Source organism: Kitasatospora sp. NPDC093102, from assembly GCF_040683915.1.
GTDB lineage: Bacteria > Actinomycetota > Actinomycetes > Streptomycetales > Streptomycetaceae > Kitasatospora.
The window spans coordinates 1-23,140 of sequence record NZ_JBFBFA010000052.1 but is presented as its reverse complement, the minus strand read 5'-3'; the positions used below and the strand labels follow the sequence as shown (position 1 = coordinate 23,140).

The following is a 23,140-nucleotide window of genomic DNA, read 5'->3' as shown; positions in this document are numbered from 1 at the left end:
TGCAGAGAGCAGACTTCCATGCCTCGTGATCTTGTCCTGGTTGTCGTCCCGCCGAACTCCAACACCGTCATCAAGGGCCGGCTGCTGACCGTCACCCGCCCCGAGGAGCACTCCGACTGGTCGGACTTCCTGTGCCTGGGCGCGCTGTCGCTGGTCTCCTCCCTGGCGACGAACCCGGCGCTGGCACCGGTCTACATCGACGGCACGATCACGCCCCTGGACGACGTCCTCGACTACATCACCGCCCACGCCGACCGGATCCTGGCGCTCTGCCTGGGCATGCTGACCGCGAACTACGAGGCCGGTGTCCTGCTGGCCAAGCACGCCAAGGACAGCGACGTTCGCATCGTCACCATCGCGGGCAACGACCACTTCAGCTCCCTGGCATTGGAGTGCATGGACGCCTCCCCCAGCCTGGACTACGGCTTCGTCGGCAACGAGGTCGTCCGCCCGTTCACCAATCTGATCGGCGCCCTGCGTGCTGCGGCGCCGATCGACCCGGCGGCGTTCCCCGGCCTGGTCTACCGCGCCGACGGCCTCGTGCACACCACCCCGCCGCGGGCCGAGCCGGTCTTCTCCGGCTACGACTACACCCTGGTGAACCGGGCCTTCTCCCAGACGCCGCTGTACACCCGGCAGTTCGGTCACCGGATCGCCCCGCGGATCCGCGAGCTGCTCGGGCGCACGGTGACGGCCGGCGTGCCGGTCGATATCGGGCGCGGCTGCGTGAAGTTCGCCTCCGACGACGCCTGCTCGTTCTGCTCCATCCACCCCGGGCAGTTGTGGCGCAACCAGCTCACCCCCGCCAAGGCCTGGGCCGCCATCGAAGCGGCCTGGAACGCCGGCTACGACTACCACTACCTGACCGCCGACGAACTGCCCCTGACGTTCGCCCAGCTGCTCTTCGGGATGGTCGACAAGGCGCCCGCCTGGTGGTCCGCCCTCGGTGAGGACCAGCGGCCCCTCCTGGTCGGGTACGGCCGCGCCGACGGCATCGCCGACCCCCGCCGCACCGCGCTGCTCACCTCTCTCGGGGTGCGCCAGATCATGATCGGCATGGACGCCGGCGCCCCGCTGTCGCTGGCCGCGATGAACAAGCCGGTAGGCGGGCGGCGCCGCAACGTCCTCGCGGAGGCCGAGAAGCTGTACGAGCTCAACTCGGAGGCGATCACCGTCGCCCGCGACCACGGCATGCTGATCCGTGCCGGCTTCGTCGTCGGCCACATCGGCATGACCCGCGCCCTGCTGGACGAGAACGTCGAGCGGATCCTGACCCTGATCACCGAGGGCGGCAAGCACGGGGTGTTCTCCGCGGTCGACGTGGAGGTGCTCTCCCCGCAGCCCGGGGCCCGCGACTACACCTACCTCACCACCCCCGACGCCGCCCGTCAGGCCGCTGCGAGGCTCGGCCTCACGGTCGCCGACGACGCTACCCTCGCCGCGGTCTCGGCCCGCTGGGCAGACCAGGACGTGGTGATGCCGGAGGACGCGATGCGGGACTACGCCCTCGCGCTGATGCCCGAGCTGTCCTTCGACGACCTCGCCCAGGCCCGCGCCGCGATCCGCTCCCACGCCAAGGCGTGCGGCGTGGTCATCGGCGAATGACCCCCCACCCCGTCCGTGTCCGGAAGGAGATGTCGTGCTTCTGACCCCCGCCGAGCAAGGCCGCCTGCGGCTGTACATGGCCGCCCTGCTGGCCCGCGAGCGCCGCCAACGTGGCGTGAAACTCAACGTGCCCGAGGCGACCGCGCTCATCGCCCACGCAGCCTGTGAGGCCGCCCGCGACGGGGCCCGGCTGGAGGACGCGGTCGCCGCCGGGCGCGCAGCCCTGACTGCCGAAGACGTGATGCCCGAGGTGCCGGGCATCCTGACCGAAGTCCAGGTCGAGGCCGTATTCATCGGCGGCTCCAAGCTGATCGTCATCACCCACCCCCTCGGCCTGGCCGCCGACCCGGCCCAGGCCCCCGGTGCCGTCCTGCCCGCCGATCAACCGCCGCCCGAGTACGCCGATGCGGTGCGGGTCGAGGTCACCAACAGCGGCGACGTGCCGGTCACCGTCACCTCGCACTTCCACTTCTTCGAGGCCAACCGGGCCTTGGCGTTCGACCGCGGCGCCGCCTACGGCCGCCGGCTCGCCCTGCCCGTCGGCGCCAGCACCCGCTTCGAGCCCGGCACCACCCACGAGGTGGAGCTGACCCCGATCGGCGGCAACCGCATCGTCATCGGCTTCGCCGGCCTGGTCGACGGCCCCCTCGACGCCCCTGGCGCCCGCGAGGCCGCGCTCACCCGGGCCCACGCCGCCGGCTACCTCGACACCGGCTCCACCACCGACCAGGAAGGCGACCTGTGAGCAGCAGCAGCCACCTCACCTACGCGCAGCAGCACGGCCCCACCACCGGCGACCGCGTCCGCCTGGCCGACACCGGGCTGACCGTGCGCGTCGAAGCCGACGCCCAGCGGCGGGGCGAGGAGTTCCTGACCGGCTACGCCAAGACCGGCCGCGACGGCATCCACTACCAGGCCCGCCTCACCGACCGGACCTGCGACCTGATCGTCAGCAACGTCCTGCTCGTCGACCCCGTCCTCGGCATCCGCAAGGCATCCATCGGCATCAAGGACGGCCGCATCGCCGCCGTCGGCCGCGCCGGCAACCCCGACACCCTGGAAGGCGTCGACGTCCTCGCCGGCACCGGCACCACCGTCATCCCCGGCGAGGGCCTGATCGCCACCCCCGGCATCGTCGACACTCACGTCCACCTCTGCTCCCCCGGCATCATGGGCGCAGCCCTCGCCGCCGGGGTCACCACCATCGTCAGCCAGAACTTCGGCCCGACCTGGGGCTGCGGCGTCACCAGCCCCGCCGAACTGCGCCACGCCCTGCGCGCCTTCGACGCCTTCCCGGTCAACATCGCCATGCTGGCCCGCGGCTCCTCCTCCCACCCCGGCCCGCTGCTGCGCGCCCTGGAACAGGGCGGCGCCTCCGGATTCAAGGTCCACGAGGACATGGGCGCCCACGCCCGCGCCCTGGACACCGCCCTGACCGTCGCCGACGACCACGACGTCCAGGTCGCCCTGCACAGCGACACCCTCAACGAGGCCATGTCCGTCCAGGACACCCTCGCGGTCATCGGCGGTCGCACCCTGCACGCCTTCCACGTCGAGGGCTGCGGCGGCGGCCACGCGCCGAACGTCCTGCAGCTGGCCGGGTTGGCGAACATCATCGGCTCCTCCACCAACCCGAGCCTGCCCTACACTCGCGACACCGCCGCCGAGCACCTCCACATGATCGCTACCGTCCACCGGCTCGACCCCGACGACCCCGACTGCCGGCGGATGGCCCACGACCGGATCCGCACCGGCACGCTCGGCGCCGAGGACGTCCTGCACGACCTCGGTGCCATCCCCATCACCTCCTCGGACTCCCAGGCCATGGGCCGCATCGGGGAGACCGTCCGCCGCACCTTCGCCGTCGCCGCCAAGATGCGCGGCCTCGACCCCGAGCCCGGCGGCGACGACAACGAACGCGTCCTGCGCTACATCGCCAAGCTGACCATCAACCCGGCCATCGCCCACGGGATGGCCCACGAGATCGGGGCGCTCACCCCCGGCCGGCTCGCCGACATCGTCCTGTGGAACCCCGCCTACTTCGGCGCCAAGCCGCAGCTCGTCCTCAAGGCCGGGTACCCCGCCTGGGGCGTCACCGGCGACCCCAACGCCTCCACCGAGACCAGCCAGCCCCTCGTCCTCGGACCGCAGGTCGGCGCGTACGGCGCCACCGCGGCCGACCTGTCCGTCGCCTTCGTCAGCCGCGCGGCTCACGACAGCGGCGCCGGCACCCTGCCGACCCGGCGCCGTCGCGTCGCCGTCCGCGACACCCGCACGATCGGCCTAGCCGACATGCTCCGCAACGACCGGGTCAGCGACGTCCGCGTCGATGCGGGCACCGGGCAGGTCACCCTCGACGGCGACCCCATCAGCTCCCCGCCCGCCCAGGCCACCGCGCTCAGCCAGCTCTACTTCCTGTAACCCCCGGCCCGAGACACCCAGGAGCACCCGTATGTCCCTCACCAGCCCGGCCCGCGACCTCCTCAACCGCGGTCACGCGACGATCCCCCTGCCCGCCGCAGACGCCGAGGTCCTCGCAGAGCTGCGCGTCCAGGCGGCGTGGTTCTTCACCCAGGACGAGGAGACCAAGCTCCGGCACGGCAGCGACGACTTCAACTTCGGCTATCGGCCCTACGGGCGGCAGTACTCCGTCAACCCCGACCGGCCCGATATGAACAGCTCGTTCACCTACTGGGCGAACGACCCGGCCAAGGTCCCCGGGCACGAGGCCGGCACCGTCGCACCGTTCCTGAAGGCCCTGGGCGCGTACTGGCGGGTCGCCGCCGACGCCGCCGACCAGGTGCTGGCCAGCCTGGCCGACCACTACGGCTACCGCGACGACCTGCAGTTCCGTACCTCGTCCTACCTGGAGATCAACTGGTACCTCCGCGACCCCGAGCGGGACCTGCTCCAGGACCGCCACGAGGACGGCCACCTGGTCACCCTCGCCACCTCCGACGGCCCCGGACTGGAGATTGAGACCGACGGGGAAATGAAGCAGGCGACCGTCGGAGACGGCCGCCTGCTCGTCATGCCCGGCAGCGTGCTCACCGAGATGACCGCCGGTCAGATCCCGCCGCTCTACCACCAGGTCTGCAACCACCAGCTGGAGCGGCGCATCACCACGCTCTTCCTGGTCAACCCGCGACTGGACCGGAACGTGGCCCCCTACACCACGGCAGACGGCGAAGCCGTGGACGTCGCGGCACTGGCGCGGACCAGCGGGTCCATGTTCGGGCTGCCCCCGGCGCCGGTCCTGGCCCCGCCCACCGCCTGAGGCACGAAGGGCCGGCTCAGGCCAGCGCGTCCTCGAACACCGACCGGTTCGCAGCGGTGAACGCGAACTCCCGACGGCTCCACTCGATCCGCGAGGCCAGCACGTCGGGCTCGGCGGGTGCGGTGTCGGGCGAGGCCATGAGCTCGGCCCAGAACCGGGCGTTGCGCGCCTGCCGCTCGAGGATGGCGTCGACCACCGCACCGCGCTCCGGCCCCTGGAGGCGGTAGGCGTCCGCGAGGATCTTCACCTGCTCCGCCTGCCGCTCCACCGGGACGGTGCACTTGGACGCGATGCACCAGGTCCACGCGGCGTAACCGAAATCCTCCAGGGGTGAGCCCGGGGCCGCAGTGTCGAAGTCGATCCACGCGGTCGGCAGACCATCGACGAAGACGGCGTTGTTCGGGCCGACGTCGTGGTGACACACCACCGGCGAGCGACCGGCCAGCTCGCTGCCCCGCGTCGCGTCGTGCATGGCCCGCAGCAGCGCACCAGCCGCCGCCACCTGGTCGTCCTCCCAAACCTGGAAGCGCGCCGGAACCTCACCCGGGAGAAAGCTGAGAATATCCATTCCGTCGGCCTGCCCGAGATACTTCGGGGCGCCGTCGAATTCCTGCTGCTCGAAAACCTTCAGGAGAGCGGCGACGAATTCCGAGGAATCCGACGCCGGCCTGCGCACGGAATCATCGACCCGGACGACACCGTCGGTCATCCGCCCGCCGGAAAGCGTGATCGCACCACCAGGCGCATCAGCCATTGCAGCCGCTCCCATACCTAGATCCCGAATCGGCCCATGGGTCTATCAGCAGCACATTTCCATGCTGGGACACCAGGGCTCGCCATGCGACCCAAGCGATGTTATACGAGTCGCCCCGCACAACGTCCGCGGGGTGACCAACTCGCCGCGCCGCGTGTACAGTTCGGCATTTCCAAGATCGCATTCGGTGATCGCCGGCCGCGTAATTGATCAAAGCACACCGGGCGTGGCCTGGGGCGATGTCGGCAGCGGATGTCGGCGGCATGGCACTCCCACAGCGGGCCGCGTAGCGAACGTCACCCCAACGGATGACGAGGCATCGACGCGCTGCCCCGCGGCGGCCGGACGTGCGCTGCGCCCGCGATCCCGAGGACCGCGGGCGCAGCTGGGCGAGTCTGATCAGGCGAGCAGATTGGAACGAAGGGCGTCCAGGTCGGCTGCCGTGACCCCGTGGGGTGCCAGGTACGCGGGGATGGAGCCGTGCGCGGTCAGGATCGTGTCCATCGCGGAGGCCAGCAGAGCCTCGCTGACCGGGTGGGAGTAGCGGGTGCCCCCTGCCTCGTCCAGGAAGGACGTCGGGCCGGCCGTCAGCTCGAGTTCGACATTGGACCGCACGAAGTCCCCGACGACCTGGTCCCACGGGGCGCCCAGCAACAACTGGATCACCGCCACCGCAAGGCCCGTCCGGTCTTTGCCCACCGCGCACTGCACGACCGCAGGCAGCGAGGCCGGCTCGGCCAGCCGCTCTACCAGCGCCGCGACTGCGGGAGCCGCGTAGGCGGCCATGAACGGGTACAGGGCAGCCGGATCCACGGGCCACGGCTTGCCGTCGAAGCCCGAGAAGTCGGTGAAGCCCATTTCCTTCAGGGCATCCAGGTCAGGCAGCGCCGGAATCGAAACCCATTCGATGGCGAGCCCGTGGATCTGCCCGGGCCAGACATTGCTCTCGACGCCGCTGCGCAGGTCGATCACCGTGCGAACGCCCAGCTCTCGCAGGCGCTCAGCCCCCACTTCGGTCAGCCGGTTCAAGGAACCGGACCGGTACAGGACCCCGGGCCGCAGAGGAGAAATTCCCGCGTCCCGGAAGTTGCGCACGTTCGGTACGTCCGGCAGGTTTCTCTGTGCCGGCACGAGGCGACTTGCTGACCTTGTTTCGCCGTCAGGCTTCGTCATGAGAAAAGAATAGGGCCTTTGCCGCCCTTCCGTTCCTCCATTGCAGAAAAAGCTCCACACCCTTAGAACGACTGGAAATCATCGCTTGGATGGCCTCAATATGCCCCCGGCATGCCACATTGCACCAAAGCGATCAACATCGTCCGGGCGGCCAACGCGCAGCACCAGCAGGGCCACGTCGAAGACGCCTGCGCCGCTGCGCACCAAGCGCTCGACATCACCGCCGAGGTCAGTTCCCAGTGCGCCACCGGCCCGCTGCGGGACCTGAGTTCCGCCCTGCTCTCCCACTCCCACGTACCCGAAGCCAGAGAGGTGCGGAACGGATCTCCGCCACCGTCTGATGGCCCGTCAGAACGGGGCGGTCGAGGGCCCCCGGTCAGATGATGGGCGGCCTCCCGGCGCGGGTGATCCTCCACGCGGTCCGCCAGCTCATCGGGCGCCGCTCGCCGTGCCCGCCGCGCAGCCCTTCCGCAAGGCCCTTGAACCACACGCCGAGCTTCCCCGTCACCCGGAAGCGGTAGGCGCTGATCAACGTCCACGCCGCGAGATACACCGGGACAAGCGGAAGCGGCAGGCGCCGGTAGGCCACCCAGGCGCGGTTGCGCGCGACCATGCGGTAGAACGGGCCGTGCCGGGCTGGATTGGTTGCCGGGTGGTGCACCTCGATGCCGGCTGCATACCAGCCGATCTTCCCTAGTGCTCTGACCGCATACGTTCGCCGGGTTGGTGGTGGCGACGCATGAACCGGTTGGATGTGGACCGACACCATGGCGACATCGATAGCCACGGCGGACTCCGCCGTGGTTCACCGGGCCGCGGTGAACGGACCGGAGGACGACCCCACCGACTGGCTGTCGATCGACTGGCAGGCAACGGAGCGGGAAGTACAGCGGCTGAGGCAGAGGATCTTCACGGCGTCGCAGGCAGGGGACCTCAAGAGGGTCCGCAATCTGCAGAAGTTGATGCTCCGGTCCCGCTCCAACACGCTCATGAGCGTGCGGCGGGTCACGGAGGTCAATGCTGGCCGCAAGACGGCGGGCATCGACGGGATGGTCGTACTGCTGCCCCGGGGGAAGGCCGAGTTGGCCGATTGGTTGCAGCGCAAGGCCGCTCCGTGGAAGCCCCGGCCCGTCAAGCGGGTGTTCATTCCGAAGGCGAACGGACGGCAAAGGCCGCTCGGGATTCCCGTGATCGTGGACCGGTGTCTTCAGGCCCTGGTTCTCGGTGCACTCGAACCCGAGTGGGAGGCACGGTTCGAGCCGCGATCCTACGGGTTCCGGCCCGGCCGTGGCTGTCACGACGCGATCCAGGCCATCTTCCAAGCCTCGAAGGGCAAAGACCCCAAGCGGCAGTGGGTGTTGGACGCCGACCTGACAGCGGCATTCGACCGAATCAATCATGATCGGCTTCTCGCCCTGCTCGGACAGTTCCCCGCCCGGGGTCTGATCGAGCAGTGGCTCAAGGCCGGGGTGGTCGACCAAGGGAGATTCGCCCCGACGGTGGAGGGAACCCCGCAAGGCGGGATCATCTCTCCCCTCTTGATGAACGTGGCCCTTCACGGGATGGAGGGGGCGGCGGGGGTCCGCTATCGGCAGACCGGTGCTCATGCCGGGGAGACCGAGGCGGGCTCACCGATTTTGATCAGGTACGCCGACGACCTTGTGGCTCTCTGCCACAGCCGTGACGAGGCCGAACAGGTCAAGGCTCGGCTCGCCGCATGGCTGGCGCCCGGGGGCCTGGTCTTCAACGAGGACAAGACGCGCATAGCGCACCTCGATGACGGCTACGACTTCCTGGGGTTCAACGTCCGCCGCTACCGCGGCACGCTGCTGATCAAGCCGAGCAGGGCTGCCCTGCAACGGATTCGGGACCGGCTCTCCGCCGAGGTGGTGAACCTGCGAGGGGTCAACGCCGCAGCGGTAATCGCCAAACTCAACCCGATCATCCGAGGCTGGGCCGCCTACTACCGGGGCGTGGTGTCCAGCGAGGCGTTCGCCTCCTTGGACTTCCACATGTGGAAGCTCACCTACAAGTGGGCCAAGCACAGCCACCCGAAGAAGTCGAAGCACTGGGTGGCGTCCCGATATTTCGGTCGGTTCAACCGGTCCAGGCAAGACCGGTGGGTGTTCGGTGACCGGGAGACCGGTTCCTATCTCACCAAGTTCGCCTGGACCAAGATTGTCCGGCACCAGATGGTTCCGGGCCGGGCGTCGGTGGACGACCCGGCCCTGAGCGAGTACTGGGCTGCACGACGGAGCAAGCGGAAACCCCCGCTGAGTGCGACCGGGCTGCGACTGCTGCAGAAGCAGCACGGCCGCTGTCCGCTCTGCGACGGGCTCCTCCTGCACGCCGACCGCGAACCGCAGAGCCCATCGGAATGGGAACAATGGCTCAAGGTGACCCGGCAGGCGGTCCGCAAGAACGCGATCACCGCCGACCCGGGCCGCAGCACACCGGACAACCCCGCCCACCTCCGCCTGATCCACACCCACTGCCACCGCTGGCGCGGCGCCAGCACCGGCAGCCGGACAGCACTGCAACCTGCCAGCAGCCCTCCGGGGCCTGCTTGAGCCGTGTGCTCGGACGACGGGCACGCACGGTTCTGAGGGGGGTGCGGCGCAGTAATGCGCCGCACCTACCCGACCTGGTCGGCCGGTACAAGAACGCCGGCCGAGAGTGGCAGCGCGCGGGCGAGCCGGTCGCCGTGCAGACCCACGACTTCCCCGACCGGGACCTGGGCAAGGCGATCCCGTACGGGATCTACGACCTGGCGGCGAATTCCGGCTGGGTCAGCGTGGGTACCGACCACGACACCGCCGCCTTCGCGGTCGCCTCGATCCGCCGCTGGTGGAACGCGGTGGGCCGGGCCGCCTACCCGCGTTCCCACCGCCTGCTGATCACCGCCGACGCGGGTGGCTCCAACGGCTACCGCCTCCGGGCCTGGAAAGCCGAACTTGCCGCACTGGCCCTGGAGACAGGCCTGGAGATCACCGTGTGTCACTTTCCTCCAGGCACGTCGAAATGGAACAAGGTCGAACACCGACTGTTCTCCCACATCACCATGAACTGGCGCGGCAGGCCCCTGACCAGCCACGAAGTCGTCGTGAACAGCATCGCCGCGACAACCACCCGCACCGGCCTGACCGTCCACGCCGAACTCGACCCGGGCGGCTACGACACCGGGGTCCGCATCGCCGACCGGCAGATGGACGCCCTGCCACTGACCCGCCACGACTGGCACGGCGACTGGAACTACACCCTCCGGCCCGAGGCCTACGCCCAGGTCGACGATGCCCCGGACCCGTTCGACCAGCCCAGCCCCGACCTCGCCTGGCTGCAGCATCCGGTCTTCACAGGGCTCACCGCAGCCGAATGGGATGCCCTGATCGCCCAGCTCCTGACCCTCCACGACGCCCAGCGCGAGGGCCAGCTCGACAAGCGGCGCGGCCACCGGCCCCGCATCAAGGGCGACGGCACCACCGGCCGCCGACCCGTCCTCACCCTCGCCGACCGCCTCCTGGCTGTCTTGCTCCACCAGCGGCTCAGCCTCCCACAGGTCGCAGTCGCCCGACTCTTCGGCGTCACACCCGAGACCATCAACCGCCGCATCCGCGACGTGCGCAAACTCCTCCAGCAGGCCGGCCACACCATCGAACCCGCCGAACCCCAACTCCCGGACCTGGACGCCCTACACGGCCTTGCCGAAGCCCAGTGCCTCATCCTCCCAACGGAGATCAAGACAGCGAGTTAATCCTCTGCAAGCCCTAACTTCACGGCCTTGGGCTTTTGGGCCCAGGGCAGCCGGTGACGGTTCCTCGCGGCCACTCCGTGAGAAAGACGGCCGACCACCCCTGCCACGGAGGGGACTGCGGGGCCTGGACGGTGGCCCCGTGCTGGGACGGCAGGGGTGGTACGCCTGCCACGGCAGGGGACGGCAGGACCCGGACGACGGTCCTGCGCCGGACCCGGCGGGGGTGGCGGGGGTGGCACGTCTGCCCCTCGTTGGTTGAACGTTCCTGTCGGTGTGCCGCGTTGTGTCTTCCTGGTTGTGTTCCCACCGGTCGTGGGTGGGGTTGGGTTTGGAAGGATTTGTGGTGTCGAGGTTCTCTGTGGGTGACGTGTTGTCCGGCATGGTCAACCTGGGCAGCTCGGGGAAACAGACGCCGTCGTGGTGGGCGTGGCTGATGGGAGCGATCTCCGGGTCGTCGTATCCGAAAGCGGACCCGGCGGGCCTGCTGGCCGGCGCCGGGGCCCTGCGCCGGGCGGCGGGGTTCGTCAACGACCGGGCACTGGCGGTGGAGCGGGCCATGGTGGGCGCCGGGGTGGTGATGCCCGGGGCGGGAGCGATGATGGCCTCCACCCTCGCCGGTGTCGGAGCAAATGCCCGCGATGGTGCGCGAACCCTGGACGAGGGCGCCACCGCACTGGAGGAACAGGCCCGGGAGGTCGACCGGGCGCAGTTGATGCTGGGCTTCACCGCGGCGATCACCCTGTGGACCGTCGCGCAGCTGGCGTGGGCGATCGCCGCGACCGGCGGGACCTCGGCGGCCCTGGTGCCGGCGGTGATGGCCGGTGGCCGCCGATCCGTGAATGAGATCGTGGCGGAGTTGTTGGGGGCGATGCGTTCGGGTGCGCTGTTCGGCCTCGGCCAGGACGCGTTCGTCCAGGGCATCGAGGCGGCGAAGTACCGGCAGGGACTGGACGCCACCTCCCTGCTCATCTCCGCCGTCGGCGGCCTCGCCGGCGGGATCGGGGACGTCGTGGGGCGTGGACTCGGCGACCGCCTCATCGGCCCGGACCTGCTGCGGAAGACCGCCGGCGGGGCGCTGGGCGGCGCGATCGGCGGCGAAGCCGGCATGGTGATCTCCACCGCCTGGCAAGGCGGGGGGTGGGACCCCACCGCGTTCGGACTCGCCGCCGCCGCCGGCGCCGGCACCGGTGCGATCGGCGGCGCCGCACACCACTTCCACCAGGCCCGACACCAGAGCGCGTCGCCGCTGCAGGCCACACCGGAAACCCCCGCGCCCCACACCGAGAAAACCCCGGGCCAGGAGCCACACCCCGACCGGCCCGAGAAGACCCCCACCCCGACCCAGGACCAAGGCCAAGGTCCCGGGCAGGGTCCGGAGCCGGAGCGGGCCCGTGGCCACCAGGCGGGTGAGCCGGCCCCGGAGCCCGCACCCGTCCCGGACCCCACACCGCAGCGGGTGGCAGGGCCGGTGGTCGCACACAAGCCGGGCGGGGTGTCGCACGAGGCCCTGGCGGCACAGCCCGCCGACACCGGCGGGGCCCACGACCGGGCCGACCGGCAGGAGCTGCGGATACCCACCGCCGGGTCGGGCCACCCCACCGATACCGGTGCCGGTGCCGTGGCGGGGCACGCCCATCCCGGCCGGGACCAGCTGCCGCCGCACGGCGCGCCAGCCCCCACGGCACCGGCACCGGCCCCGACCGAACACCACACCACCACCAGGCTGGAGCCCACCGCGCACCACCCCACCACACCCACACCGGCCCACCAGCCCGAACCCACCGCACACACCCCCACCCGTCCCGGCACCGACACCACCACACCCCAGCACCCCACAGACCGACCCACCCCACAGCCGGACACCCCACAGCACACCACACCGGACCAGCAGGCCACGACCACGAACAGGAACCCCGCCGCCGGCACTGCCGGTGGCGAGGCGTCGCCTTCCTCCACGCCCTCCACACACAGCCCTTCGTACGGGCGCGACGACTGGCGCAGCCGCGAGCCGAACTGGCCCGCGGCCGTCGCCAAGGCCCAGGCACACCCCCTGGTACGGGAGGTCCAGGACATCGCCCCGGCCCGGCTGGACGCCTGGTGGCAGGCGCTGCCCGAAACCCATCGGCAGCACCTGCGCGTGGAAGTGAACACCGTCCTGGCCCCCGCCGACCGCCCCGCACCCGCCGCCAACACCCCCGAGGACGCCGAACTCGTCAAACTGCGTGCCGCGTTCGCCGGCGAGCTCGCCCTCCACCGCCTCACCAACCACCACACCACCACCGACGGCCTCCTCACCCACGGGCGTTCACGCCTCGCGGAGCACCCGGCCACCACCGACACCGCCACGGGAACCGATGGCACCGGCGCCACCACCGCCAAAGACGTGTTCCTCCACGCCGCCGGCCGCCAGGCCACCGCCGCCGACCGACGCGCCGGCCACCTCCCCGCCGGCACCCCCACCAGAGGCGAACGAGACACCACACACACCCCCGGCCACACCCCCGGCGAGGGCAGTGCCACGGGCCCGTCCTCCCACCCCACCACCACCGCAGCCGGTTCCGACGCGGACTTGGCGCGTGCGGGGCAGCCGCGCACCGAGCCGACGGCGGCCCCGGGCGCCGGCCTCCCGATCGACCAGACCGCCACGCCCGCACAGCGCACGGACACCCCAGCCCAGCCCCAGCCACAGCCCCAGCCGGAGCACGAGCAGCCGGCCGCGACCGCCACGGTCACGGTCACGGTTGGCGGGGCCGACGCTCCCACGATGGCCGCGGGCACCACGCCCGCCGCGCCGGCCGGCCGCACCTACCGCCGCGGCCACCCCGGCAACGAGCCCACCTGGCCCGGGATCGTGCGCACCGCCCAGCGGAGACCACTGGCGAAGGGCGTGCGGGAGCTTGCCGACGAGGACGTCACGGCCTGGTGGGAGAGTCTGTCCCCCGACCACCGGGTGCGGCTGGAGGTGGCGGCGAACAGCACCGCGGACTTCACCCCGCTGCCAGGCGAGTCGACCGAGGCCCACGACCTCTTCAAGCGCCGCGTCGCCCTGGCCGGTGACCTGGCCGCCCGCGGCGTGTACGACTTCGAGCGGCACACACTCACCGCAACCGTCCACGACCACCTGCACACCCCCGCGCAGCCGTCGGCCGGCACACCCGAACCCACCGACGCCCAGCGCGAAACGTTCCACCGCGGCGCCAGCCAGCTCGCCACCGCCGAGAACCGCCTGCGCGCAGGCCTGCCGGGCGCCGGACCAGACGGCAAACGGACCCGCAACGCGGCCCCCGCCGACGAAACCCAGCCCGCACGCAAAGGCGCCGCGGCCAAGCCCGCACCATCCACACCCCGTCGCCTCACGCCCCCCGCGCAACCGGACCATCCACACCAGACGAACACCACCACCGACACCCCCCGCACCCCCCCGTCTGCCGCCGCGTCCCGCCCGACGCCCGCCACACGCACCACCCCCCTGCCCAAGCCACCCTCCGCAAACCCCGCACCCAGCCCCGCCGGGCGTGTCACGCGCGCACGGGCGGCCGGGAAGAACCCGAACACCACCACCGACACCCCCCGCACCCCCCCGTCTGCCGCCGCGGCCAAGCCCGCACCATCCACACCCCGTCGCCTCACGCCCCCCGCGCAACCGGACCATCCACACCAGACGAACACCACCACCGACACCCCCCGCACCCCCCCGTCTGCCGCCGCGTCCCGCCCGACGCCCGCCACACGCGCCCCCCCCCGGCCCAAGCCACCCTCCGCAAACCCCGCACCCAGCCCCGCCGGGCGTGTCACGCGCGCACGGGCGGCCGGGAAGAACCCGAACACCACCACCGACACCCCCCGCACCCCCCCGTCTGCCGCCGCGGCCAAGCCCGCACCATCCACACCCCGTCGCCTCACGCCCCCCGCGCAACCGGACCATCCACGCCAGACGAACACCACCACCGGCGGCCGGTTCCGGACCGGGCCGTCCGTATCCCCGCCCCCCACAACGGCGCGGAAGACCACGAGCGGCGTCAAACGCCAACCGGCCCAATCGGACGCCCTCTCCCCCTCCACCACAGGTGCCACGGCCAAGCGGGCACGCCCCGACACCAACCCGAAAACCGGACACCCCGCAGGTACCGACACGGGAACCGGACACCCCGACCGCGGTGGTGCCGTCATAGCGTCCGCGCTGGAGAAGGAGCGGGTGGAGAGGGCGCTGACCGAGGCGGCCCGTTCCCTCAAGGAGAGCGGGCTGCGGTCGGTACATGGCGGCACGCTCAGTGAGCTGGCACGCTACGCGCTGCCCAAGGGAGCGGGCGTGAAGGACCTGCGGCGGGCCGCGCGCACGGCACTGGACATGCACGCCGGGGCAGAGCTGAGCGCGCAGCGGCTCGGACTCGCCCACCAGGTGAACGTCCTGCTCGATACCGAGCCCGAGGCGCCCTGGCGCGACAACGCCGCACCCTATGCCGGCTTCCTCGAGGAGCACCTGCTACCGGTGGACGCGGAGCACCTCGAGGTCCTCCACCGCCTCCACACCCTGGCCGGCGGCGACGGCGCCGGCACGCCAGGCGACAGCGAGGACGTGCAAACACGGATCGACATGCTGCTGACCAGGACCAGCCCCGACCTCGACCAGCCCGGCAAAGCCCACCGCTGGGCACTGCTCACCGACGCCCTGACCGCACACCGCGACGGACGACCACTGACCCCGGACACCCTGGCGGGCCGGGACGAGGAGCCGCCCGCAGACGCCATGGACCCAACCCCCGACCACAGCCCACACCTACCCACCCACGAGGCACGAGCGCGGGCGGCCGCAGCCGCCGTGCACATCATGCGGGAACAGAACCTGCCCTTCCACGACGGCGTGCCCCACGACCTCGACCCCACCGTACGCGCCCTCACCGACCACTACCTCCACGCACTCACGACCGTGGAAGCCATCCCCCCACGCTTCCGCCCCACCGACCCCCACGCCATCGCACACCACGCACTCACCACCCACGCCCACACCCTCACCACCAGCACCACCCACACCCACGACCACGCCCCGCAAACGCGCACCCCCACGGACAGGACACCCGACAACACGACGGACACGACAGCCGCGGACACAACAGCCGCAGACACAACGGCCGCGGACACAACGGCCGCGGACGCGATGGCCGTGGACGCGATGGTCGTGGACGCGATGGTCGTGGACGGTGTGCCGCCCACGACCGCCACCGGCCCCCACCACGACGCCATCCCCTCCACGAGCGGCACCGGCACGGATCCCGCCCCGGTAGGCGAAACCCGCACACCGCCGGATCCCCGGCCCGTCCCGGGGCATCCTGCCGCGCGGAGCGACCCTCCTCCCTCGGCCGTCGCCACCGACAGCGACACCACCGGCAGCCCGGACGTTCCGTTCACCGCGCCCCGGGGCATCGATCACCTCACCGGCCCCGCTGCTTTCCCCGTCCCGCACGACGACAGCAGCAGCGACGACAGCAGCAGCCACCGCGCCGACGCCGACGCCGACGCGCCGGTCATCGAAGCCCCGCCCGGGGCCCGTGAGGCAGACAAGGAGATCGACCCCGGCTCCCCCGCACCCGCCCCCGCCCCCGCGGGCGGCCCCACCACACCCCCCGACGAGCCCCGCTACCACTGCCGCGTGCCGGAAGAGTTCACGGTCCACTCCGCAGCCACCCAGATCAGCTACAACGGCCTGCACATCGGCATCCCCGAGGAGTCCCGGGACGCGTTCGCGAACACGAAGCTGACGGGTCGGCTGCTGTACGACGACGACGGGAAGGCCTACCTGTCCTTCACCCCGCCCAGCAACGACTCCCTCGAGTCGCCCGCGAGCGAAGACCCCTTGGAGTGGGACCTGCCCACCCAGACCGAAGGCACCTGCAAGCCCGGCACGGGCGCCCGCGTCCTCGGCCTCCGGATCGGTGCTCCGCCGGCACCGGAGAACGCACCCCAGCACTTCGAGTGGGACGTGGAACTGCACGGGCCCCCCGGCCGGCGGATCGCCGTCTACACCCACACCAATCACGCCATCCGGGACAGCCGGCCCTACGACGAACCCACAGACGCCTACTGGGCCCGCCTCGCCCGCCAGGCAGCGGACACGGCCCCGGCCCCCCTGTCCGCGCACCCCGCCACCGCGGACGGCCCCACCACACCCCCCGACGAGCCCCGCTACCACTGCCGCGTGCCGGAAGAGTTCACGGTCCGCTCCGCAGCCACCCATATCAACTACAACGGCCTGCACATCGGCATCCCCGAGGAGTCCCGGGACGCGTTCGCGAACACGAAGCTGACGGGTCGGCTGCTGTACGACGACGACGGGAAGGCCTACCTGTCCTTCACCCCGCCCAGCAACGACTCCCTCGAGTCGCCCGCGAGCGAAGACCCCTTGGAGTGGGACCTGCCCACCCAGACCGAAGGCACCTGCAAACCCGGCACGGGCGCCCACGTCCTCGGCCTCAAGATCGGTGCCCCGCCGGCACCGGAGAACGCACCCCAGCACTTCGAGTGGAACGTGGAACTGCACGGCCCCCCCGGCCGGCGGATCGCCGTCTACACCCACCCCGAATACGGCATCCGGGACAGCAGACCCTACGACGAACCCCCGGACGCCTACCAGGCCCGCCTCGCCCGCCAGGCAGCGGACACGGCCCTGGCCAACAAGCCAAGGCCGGCCGGGACAAAAACCACCACGCACCCCGGCGATCCGGGCAACCACCACCCCGACGGCGGCGACGCCACCCGCCACGAGCCGACAGACACAGCCCCCGCCGACCAGCCCGGCACCGGTGCCGGGCCGGCGGGCCTGGACGCCGCAACCGTCGCCCGGCTGATGACCCAGGCAGGCCTGCACCTCACCCCAGACACCCCGCAACACCAGGCCGCCGCCCACGCCATCGCCGACCACTACCGCAAATCCCTCCAAACCCTGCACGACAACCCCGCCGGCTTCCCCCCCGGCACCGACCCCCACCACCTCGCCCTCACCGCCGCCCACGCCCACGCCAAAGACCTCGCCCACGCCCACACAACCGACCACGCCCCGCAAGCGCGCACCCCCGCGGACGCGACACCCGACAACACGACGGCTTCCTACACGACGGCCGTGGACGCAATGGTCGTGGACGGTGTGCCGCCCACGACCGCCACCGGCCCCCACCACGACGCCATACCCTCCGCGAGCGGCACCGGCACGGATCCCGCCCCGGTAGGCGAAACCCTCACACCGCCGGATCCCCGGCCCGTCCCGGGGCATCCTGCCGCGCGGAGCGCCCCTCTTCCCTCGGCCGTCGCCACCGGCCGCGGCACCACCGGCAGCCCGGACGTTCCGTTCACCGCGCCCCCGGACATCGATCACCTCACCAACCCCGCCGCTTTCCCCGTCCCGCACGACGACGACAGCAGCGACGACAGCAGCCACCACACCGACGCCGACGCCGACGCGCCGGTCATCGAAGCCCCGCCCGGGGCCCGTGAGGCAGACAAGGAGATCGACCCCGGCGCCCCCGCACCCGACAGGGACGAACACGTCTCCCCCACCGGGCACAGGACCCTGTCCCCCGGCGGCGGCGCGGAGCCGATGGAGCCGGACCTCCCCGCCCCGCACCGCGCGGACGAAGACGACGACAGCCCCTTGACGGAGGACGGCGGGCACGCCGCCCCTCGCGGTGCAGCGGCCGATACGGACAGCCGCGACCACCTCCCGGCGGAGATCCCGCTCCCGCGGCGCAGCGCACGGGCCCTCGGTCTCGGCAGCGGCCCGAGCGCCTCCGCGCCGGGCGCCCACCGCGCCGAAGACCCCACCACGACCGTTCCCGGCACGCCGAAGGGCTCGGTCTTCACGCGCGCGTACCGTGGCACTCGAGCCGGCGCTGCTGGCCACACACCCGGCCCCGGCGATGCCCTGACAACTCCCAGCGCCCGCAAAAGCCGCAAGCGGCCCGCCCCGGCCCCGGATCCGGTACCGGCTTCAGCGGCCGGCTCGCGGCCCAGCACCCTGCAACCGCCCGATGCCAAACGCCGGCGCACCACCGGCCCGACCACCACCACCACGGGCGCGGGCGCGGGCGCGGGCACCAGCCACACCGCTTGGCCCGGCCGCCATCCAGGCCTTCCCACGGAGGTGTCCCAGGGACAGCTGTATCAGGTGAGCCTCCACTTCCACGATCTCCCCCCCGAACACCCCGCCCGTGCCATGGGCAAGGACGACGGCCTCGAAGAAGACGCCCTCACCGGTATCACGCTCGGCCTGCGCACCGGCGACTGGACCTTCGACCACTACACCAACACCGTCGACGGCCCCAGCAGCCACACCATCCTGAAAGCCTGGACCACCCCCGCCCCCGACGGCCACACCTTCTGGAACACCCTGCGCGAAGACCCCCAACTCCACTGGCTCCCCGACCTCAGCCGGACCACCGATACGACCAGCACCACCACACCAGGCACCGAAACCGCCGCCCGCAGACCACCCAGCCAACGTCACCACAGCACACCACCGTCCGACACCGCCACACCAGCGGCCGACACCCCCCACCCCCTGCCCACGAGCCGCCCCCGCCGCAGCAAACGCCCCACCCCAGCCCCAGCCACGGCCAGCACCTCAACCCCCAAACCCCCGGCGACAACACCCCAACCCCGCCCGACCACCGAACGATCCCGCCTCACCACCTCCCACACGCGCACCCCGCACCCGAACCCCGCAGTTCATGAGGCACCCCGAACGAACGTGGGGGGCAGCGCGACACCACTCCCACTCCCGCCCCCGACCCCGCACCCCGCCACCACGGGCGGCCCCACCACACCCCCCCACGAGCCCCGCTACCACTGCCGCGTGCCGAAGGAGTTCACGGTCCACTCCGCAGCCACCCATATCAACTACGACGGCCTGCACATCGGCATCCCCGAGAAGTCCCGGGACGCGTTCGCGAACACGAAGCTGACGGGTCGGCTGCTGTACGACGACGACGGGAAGGCCTACCTGTCCTTCACCCCGCCCAGCGACGACTCCACCGAGTCGCCCGCGAGCGACAACTCCTTCAAGTGGGACCTGCCCACCCAGACCGAAGGCACCTGCAAACCCGGCCGCAACGCCGTCGTCCTCGGCCTCAAGATCGGTGCCCCGCCGGCACCGGAGAACGCACCCCAGCACTTCAAGTGGGACGTGGAACTGCACGGGCCCCCCGGCCGGCGGATCGCCGTCTACACCCACACCAACCCCAAATACGACATCCGAGACAGCAGACCCTACGACGAACCCACAGACGCCTACCAGGCCCGCCTCGCCCGCCAGGCAGCGCACACGGCCGAGGCCGCCGAGCCCGGGCCGGCCGGGACGGAACCCACCACGCACCCCGGCAATCCGGGCGGCCACCACACCGACGGCGGCGACGCCACCCGCCACGAGCCGACAGACACAGCCCCCGCCGACCAGCCCGGCACCGATGCCGGGCCGGTGGGCCTGGACGCCGCAACCGTCGCCCGGCTGATGACCCAGGCAGGCCTGCACCTCACCCCAGACACCCCGCAACACCAGGCCGCCGCCCACGCCATCGCCGACCACTACCGCAAATCCCTCCAAACCCTGCACGACAACCCCGCCGGCTTCCCCCCCGACACCGACCCCCACCACCTCGCCCTCACCGCCGCCCACGCCCACGCCAAAGACCTCGCCCGCACCCTCACCTCCCACCCCGAACCCACCCACACCCACGGCGAGGATCCCGCCGCGGCCACAGCCACCCCACCCTCAGCCCCGCACCCCGCCACCGCGGGCGGCCCCACCACACCCCCCGATGAACCCCGCTACCACTGCCGTGCGCCGGAGGAGTTCACGGTCCACTCCTCAGCCACCCATATCAACTACAACGGCCTGCACATCGGCATCCCCGAGAAGTCCCGGGACGCGTTCGCGAACACGAAGCTGACGGGTCTGCTGCTGTTCGACGACGACGGGAAGGCCTACCTGTCCTTCACCCCGCCCAGCGACGACTCCACCGAGTCGCCCGCGAGCGAAGACCCCTTGGAGTGGGACCTGCCCACCCAGACCGAAGGCACCTGCAAACCCGGCCGCAACGCCGTCGTCCTCGGCCTCCGGATCGGTGCCCCGCCGGCACCGGAGAACGCACCCCAGCACTTCGAGTGGGACGTGGAACTGCACGGCCCCCCCGGCCGGCGGATCGCCGTCTACACCCACACCGAATACGGCATCCGGGACAGCAGACCCTACGACGAACCCCCGGACGCCTACTGGGCCCGCCTCGCCCGCCAGGCAGCGGACACGGCCCTGGCCCCCCTGTCCGCGCGCCCCGCCACCGCGGGCGGCCTCACCACACCCCCCGATGAGCCCCGCTACTACTGCCGTGTGCCGAAGGGAGAGTTCACGGTCCGCTCCGCAGCCGCCCATATCAACTACGACGGCCTGCACATCGGCATCCCCGAGGAGTCCCGGGACGCGTTCGCGAACACGAAGCTGACGGGTCGGCTGCTGTACGACGACGACGGGAAGGCCTACCTGTCCTTCACCCCGCCCAGCAACGACTCCCTCGAGTCGCCCGCGAGCGAAGACCCCTTGGAGTGGGACCTGCCCACCCGGACCGAAGGCACCTGCAAGCCCGGCAAGGGCGCCTACGTCCTCGGCCTCCGGATCGGTGCTCCGCCGGCACCGGAGAACGCACCCCAGCACTTCGAGTGGGACGTGGAACTGCACGGCCCCCCCGGCCGGCGGATCGCCGTCTACACCCACCCCGATCACGACATCCGGGACAGCCGGCCCTACGACGAACCCACAGACGCCTACCGGGACCGCCTCGCCCGCCAGGCAGCGGACACGGCCCTGGCCAACAAGCCAAGGCCGGCCGGGACAAAAACCACCACGCACCCCGGCGATCCGGGCGGCCACCACCCCGGCGACGGCGACGCCACCCGCCACGAGACGACAGACACAGCCCCCGCCGACCAGCCCGGCACCGGTGCCGGGCCGGCGGGCCTGGACGCCGCAACCGTCGCCCGGCTGATGACCCAGGCAGGCCTGCACCTCACCCCAGACACCCCGCAACACCAGGCCGCCGCCCACGCCATCGCCGACCACTACCGCAAATCCCTCCAAACCCTGCACGACAACCCCACCGGCCTCCCCCCCGGCACCGACCCCCACCACCTCGCCCTCACCGCCGCCCACGACCACGCCAAAGACCTCGCCCACGCCCACACCTCCCACCCCGAACCCACCCACACCCACGGCGAGGATCCCGCCGCGGCCACAGCCACCCCACCACCAGCCCCCCCACCCCCAGCCCCGCACCCCGCCACCGCGGACGGCGGCCCCACCACACCCCCCGATGAGCCCCGCTACTACTGCCGTGTGCCGGAGGAGTTCACGGTCCACTCCGGAGCCACCAAGATCAGCTACAACGGCCTGGTCATCGGCATCCCCGAGGAGTCCCGGGACGTTTTCGGGGGCAGGGAGCTGACGGGTCTGCTGCTGTTCGACGACGGGAAGGCCTACCTGTCCTTCACCCCGCTCAGCGACGACTCCCTCGAGTCGCCCGCGAGCGAAGACCCCTTGGAGTGGGACCTGCCCACCCAGACCGAAGGCACCTGCAAACCCGGCCGCACCGCCCACGTTCTCGGCATAGGGATCGGTGCCCCGCCGGCACCGAAGAACGCACCCCAGCACTTCAAGTGGGACGTGAAACTGCACGGCCCCCCCGGCCAGCGGATCGCCGTCTACACCCACACCGAATACGGCATCCGGGACAGCAGACCCTACGACGAACCCCCGGACGCCTACTGGGCCCGCCTCGCCCGCCAGGCAGCGGACACGGCCTCGGCCCCCCTGTCCGCGCACCCCGCCACCGCGGGCGGCCCCACCACACCCCCCGGCGAGCCCCGCTACCACTGCCGTGCGCCGGAAGAGTTCACGGTCCACTCCTCAGCCACCAAGATCAACTACGACGGCCTGCACATCGGCATCCCCGATGAGTCCCGGGACGTGTTCGCGAACACGAAGCTGACGGGTCGGCTGCTGTTCGACGACGACGGGAAGGCCTACCTGTCCTTCACCCCGCTCAGCGACGACTCCCTCGAGTCGCCCGCGAGCGAAGACCCCTTGGAGTGGGACCTGCCCACCCAGACCGAAGGCACCTGCAAACCCGGCCGCACCGCCCACGTTCTCGGCATAGGGATCGGTGCCCCGCCGGCACCGGAGAACGCACCCCAGCACTTCAAGTGGGACGTGAAACTGCACGGCCCCCCCGGCCGGCGGATCGCCGTCTACACCCACACTGAATACGGCATCCGGGACAGCAGACCCTACGACGAACCCACAGACGCCTACCGGGACCGCCTCGCCCGCCAGGCAGCGCACACGGCCCTGGCCGCCGAGCCCGACACCGGCTCCGGGACGGAAACCACCACGCACCCCGGCGATCCGGGCAACCACCACCCCGACGGCGGCGGCGCCACCCGCCACGAGCCGACAGACACAGCCCCCGCCGACCAGCCCGGCACCGGTGCCGGGCCGGCGGGCCTGGACGCCGCAACCGTCGCCCGGCTGATGACCCAGGCAGGC

7 protein-coding genes and 3 pseudogenes are annotated in these 23,140 nt (G+C 71.6%); 7 read left to right on the top strand and 3 right to left on the bottom strand.

Annotation, left to right across the window (positions count from 1 at the left end):
- Nucleotides 1-18: 18 nt before the first annotated feature.
- The 4 genes from AB0O11_RS34810 to AB0O11_RS34795 are packed head-to-tail and all read left to right on the top strand — an operon-like array spanning nt 19 to nt 4,882.
- Nucleotides 19-1,605 carry a hypothetical protein gene (locus AB0O11_RS34810; protein WP_363395092.1) on the top strand — a complete coding sequence of 529 codons (1,587 nt, stop codon included), beginning with the start codon at nt 19-21 and terminating at the stop codon, nt 1,603-1,605.
- 34 nt (nt 1,606-1,639) lie between these two features.
- Nucleotides 1,640-2,350 carry an urease subunit beta gene (gene ureB, locus AB0O11_RS34805; RefSeq protein ID WP_363395089.1) on the top strand — a complete coding sequence of 237 codons (711 nt, stop codon included), beginning with the start codon at nt 1,640-1,642 and terminating at the stop codon, nt 2,348-2,350.
- The gene (locus AB0O11_RS34800; protein ID WP_363395086.1) at nt 2,347-4,026 is read left to right on the top strand and encodes an urease subunit alpha; all 1,680 of its coding nucleotides are present in this window, start codon (nt 2,347-2,349) and stop codon (nt 4,024-4,026) included. The genes ureB and AB0O11_RS34800 overlap by 4 nt, the downstream gene beginning before the upstream one ends.
- A gap of 31 nt (nt 4,027-4,057) precedes the next feature.
- Nucleotides 4,058-4,882 carry a hypothetical protein gene (locus AB0O11_RS34795; protein ID WP_363395083.1) on the top strand — a complete coding sequence of 275 codons (825 nt, stop codon included), beginning with the start codon at nt 4,058-4,060 and terminating at the stop codon, nt 4,880-4,882.
- 16 nt (nt 4,883-4,898) lie between these two features.
- Here AB0O11_RS34795 and AB0O11_RS34790 read toward each other — a convergent pair whose 3' ends face one another.
- The 3 genes and pseudogenes from AB0O11_RS34790 to AB0O11_RS34780 all read right to left on the bottom strand — a co-directional run.
- Nucleotides 4,899-5,636: a phosphotransferase gene (locus tag AB0O11_RS34790; protein WP_363395080.1), complete on the bottom strand. Its 738-nt coding sequence runs from the start codon at nt 5,634-5,636 to the stop codon at nt 4,899-4,901.
- Between the two features lie 399 nt (nt 5,637-6,035).
- Entirely contained in the window at nt 6,036-6,809 is a 774-nt protein-coding gene (locus AB0O11_RS34785) for a tyrosine-protein phosphatase (protein ID WP_363395077.1), read from the bottom strand.
- Between the two features lie 376 nt (nt 6,810-7,185).
- Nucleotides 7,186-7,506: pseudogene (locus tag AB0O11_RS34780) on the bottom strand (glycosyltransferase family 2 protein); the annotation flags it as partial.
- Between the two features lie 70 nt (nt 7,507-7,576).
- On the opposite strand from AB0O11_RS34780, the gene ltrA reads away from it, so the two are divergent.
- From ltrA to AB0O11_RS34765, 3 genes and pseudogenes are all read left to right on the top strand, one after another.
- Nucleotides 7,577-9,379: a group II intron reverse transcriptase/maturase gene (ltrA, locus tag AB0O11_RS34775; RefSeq protein WP_363395074.1), complete on the top strand. Its 1,803-nt coding sequence runs from the start codon at nt 7,577-7,579 to the stop codon at nt 9,377-9,379.
- Nucleotides 9,380-9,450: 71 nt separating this feature from the next.
- Nucleotides 9,451-10,470: pseudogene (locus AB0O11_RS34770) on the top strand (ISAzo13 family transposase); the annotation flags it as partial.
- Between the two features lie 433 nt (nt 10,471-10,903).
- Nucleotides 10,904-23,140, top strand: a pseudogene (locus AB0O11_RS34765) (hypothetical protein); the annotation flags it as partial.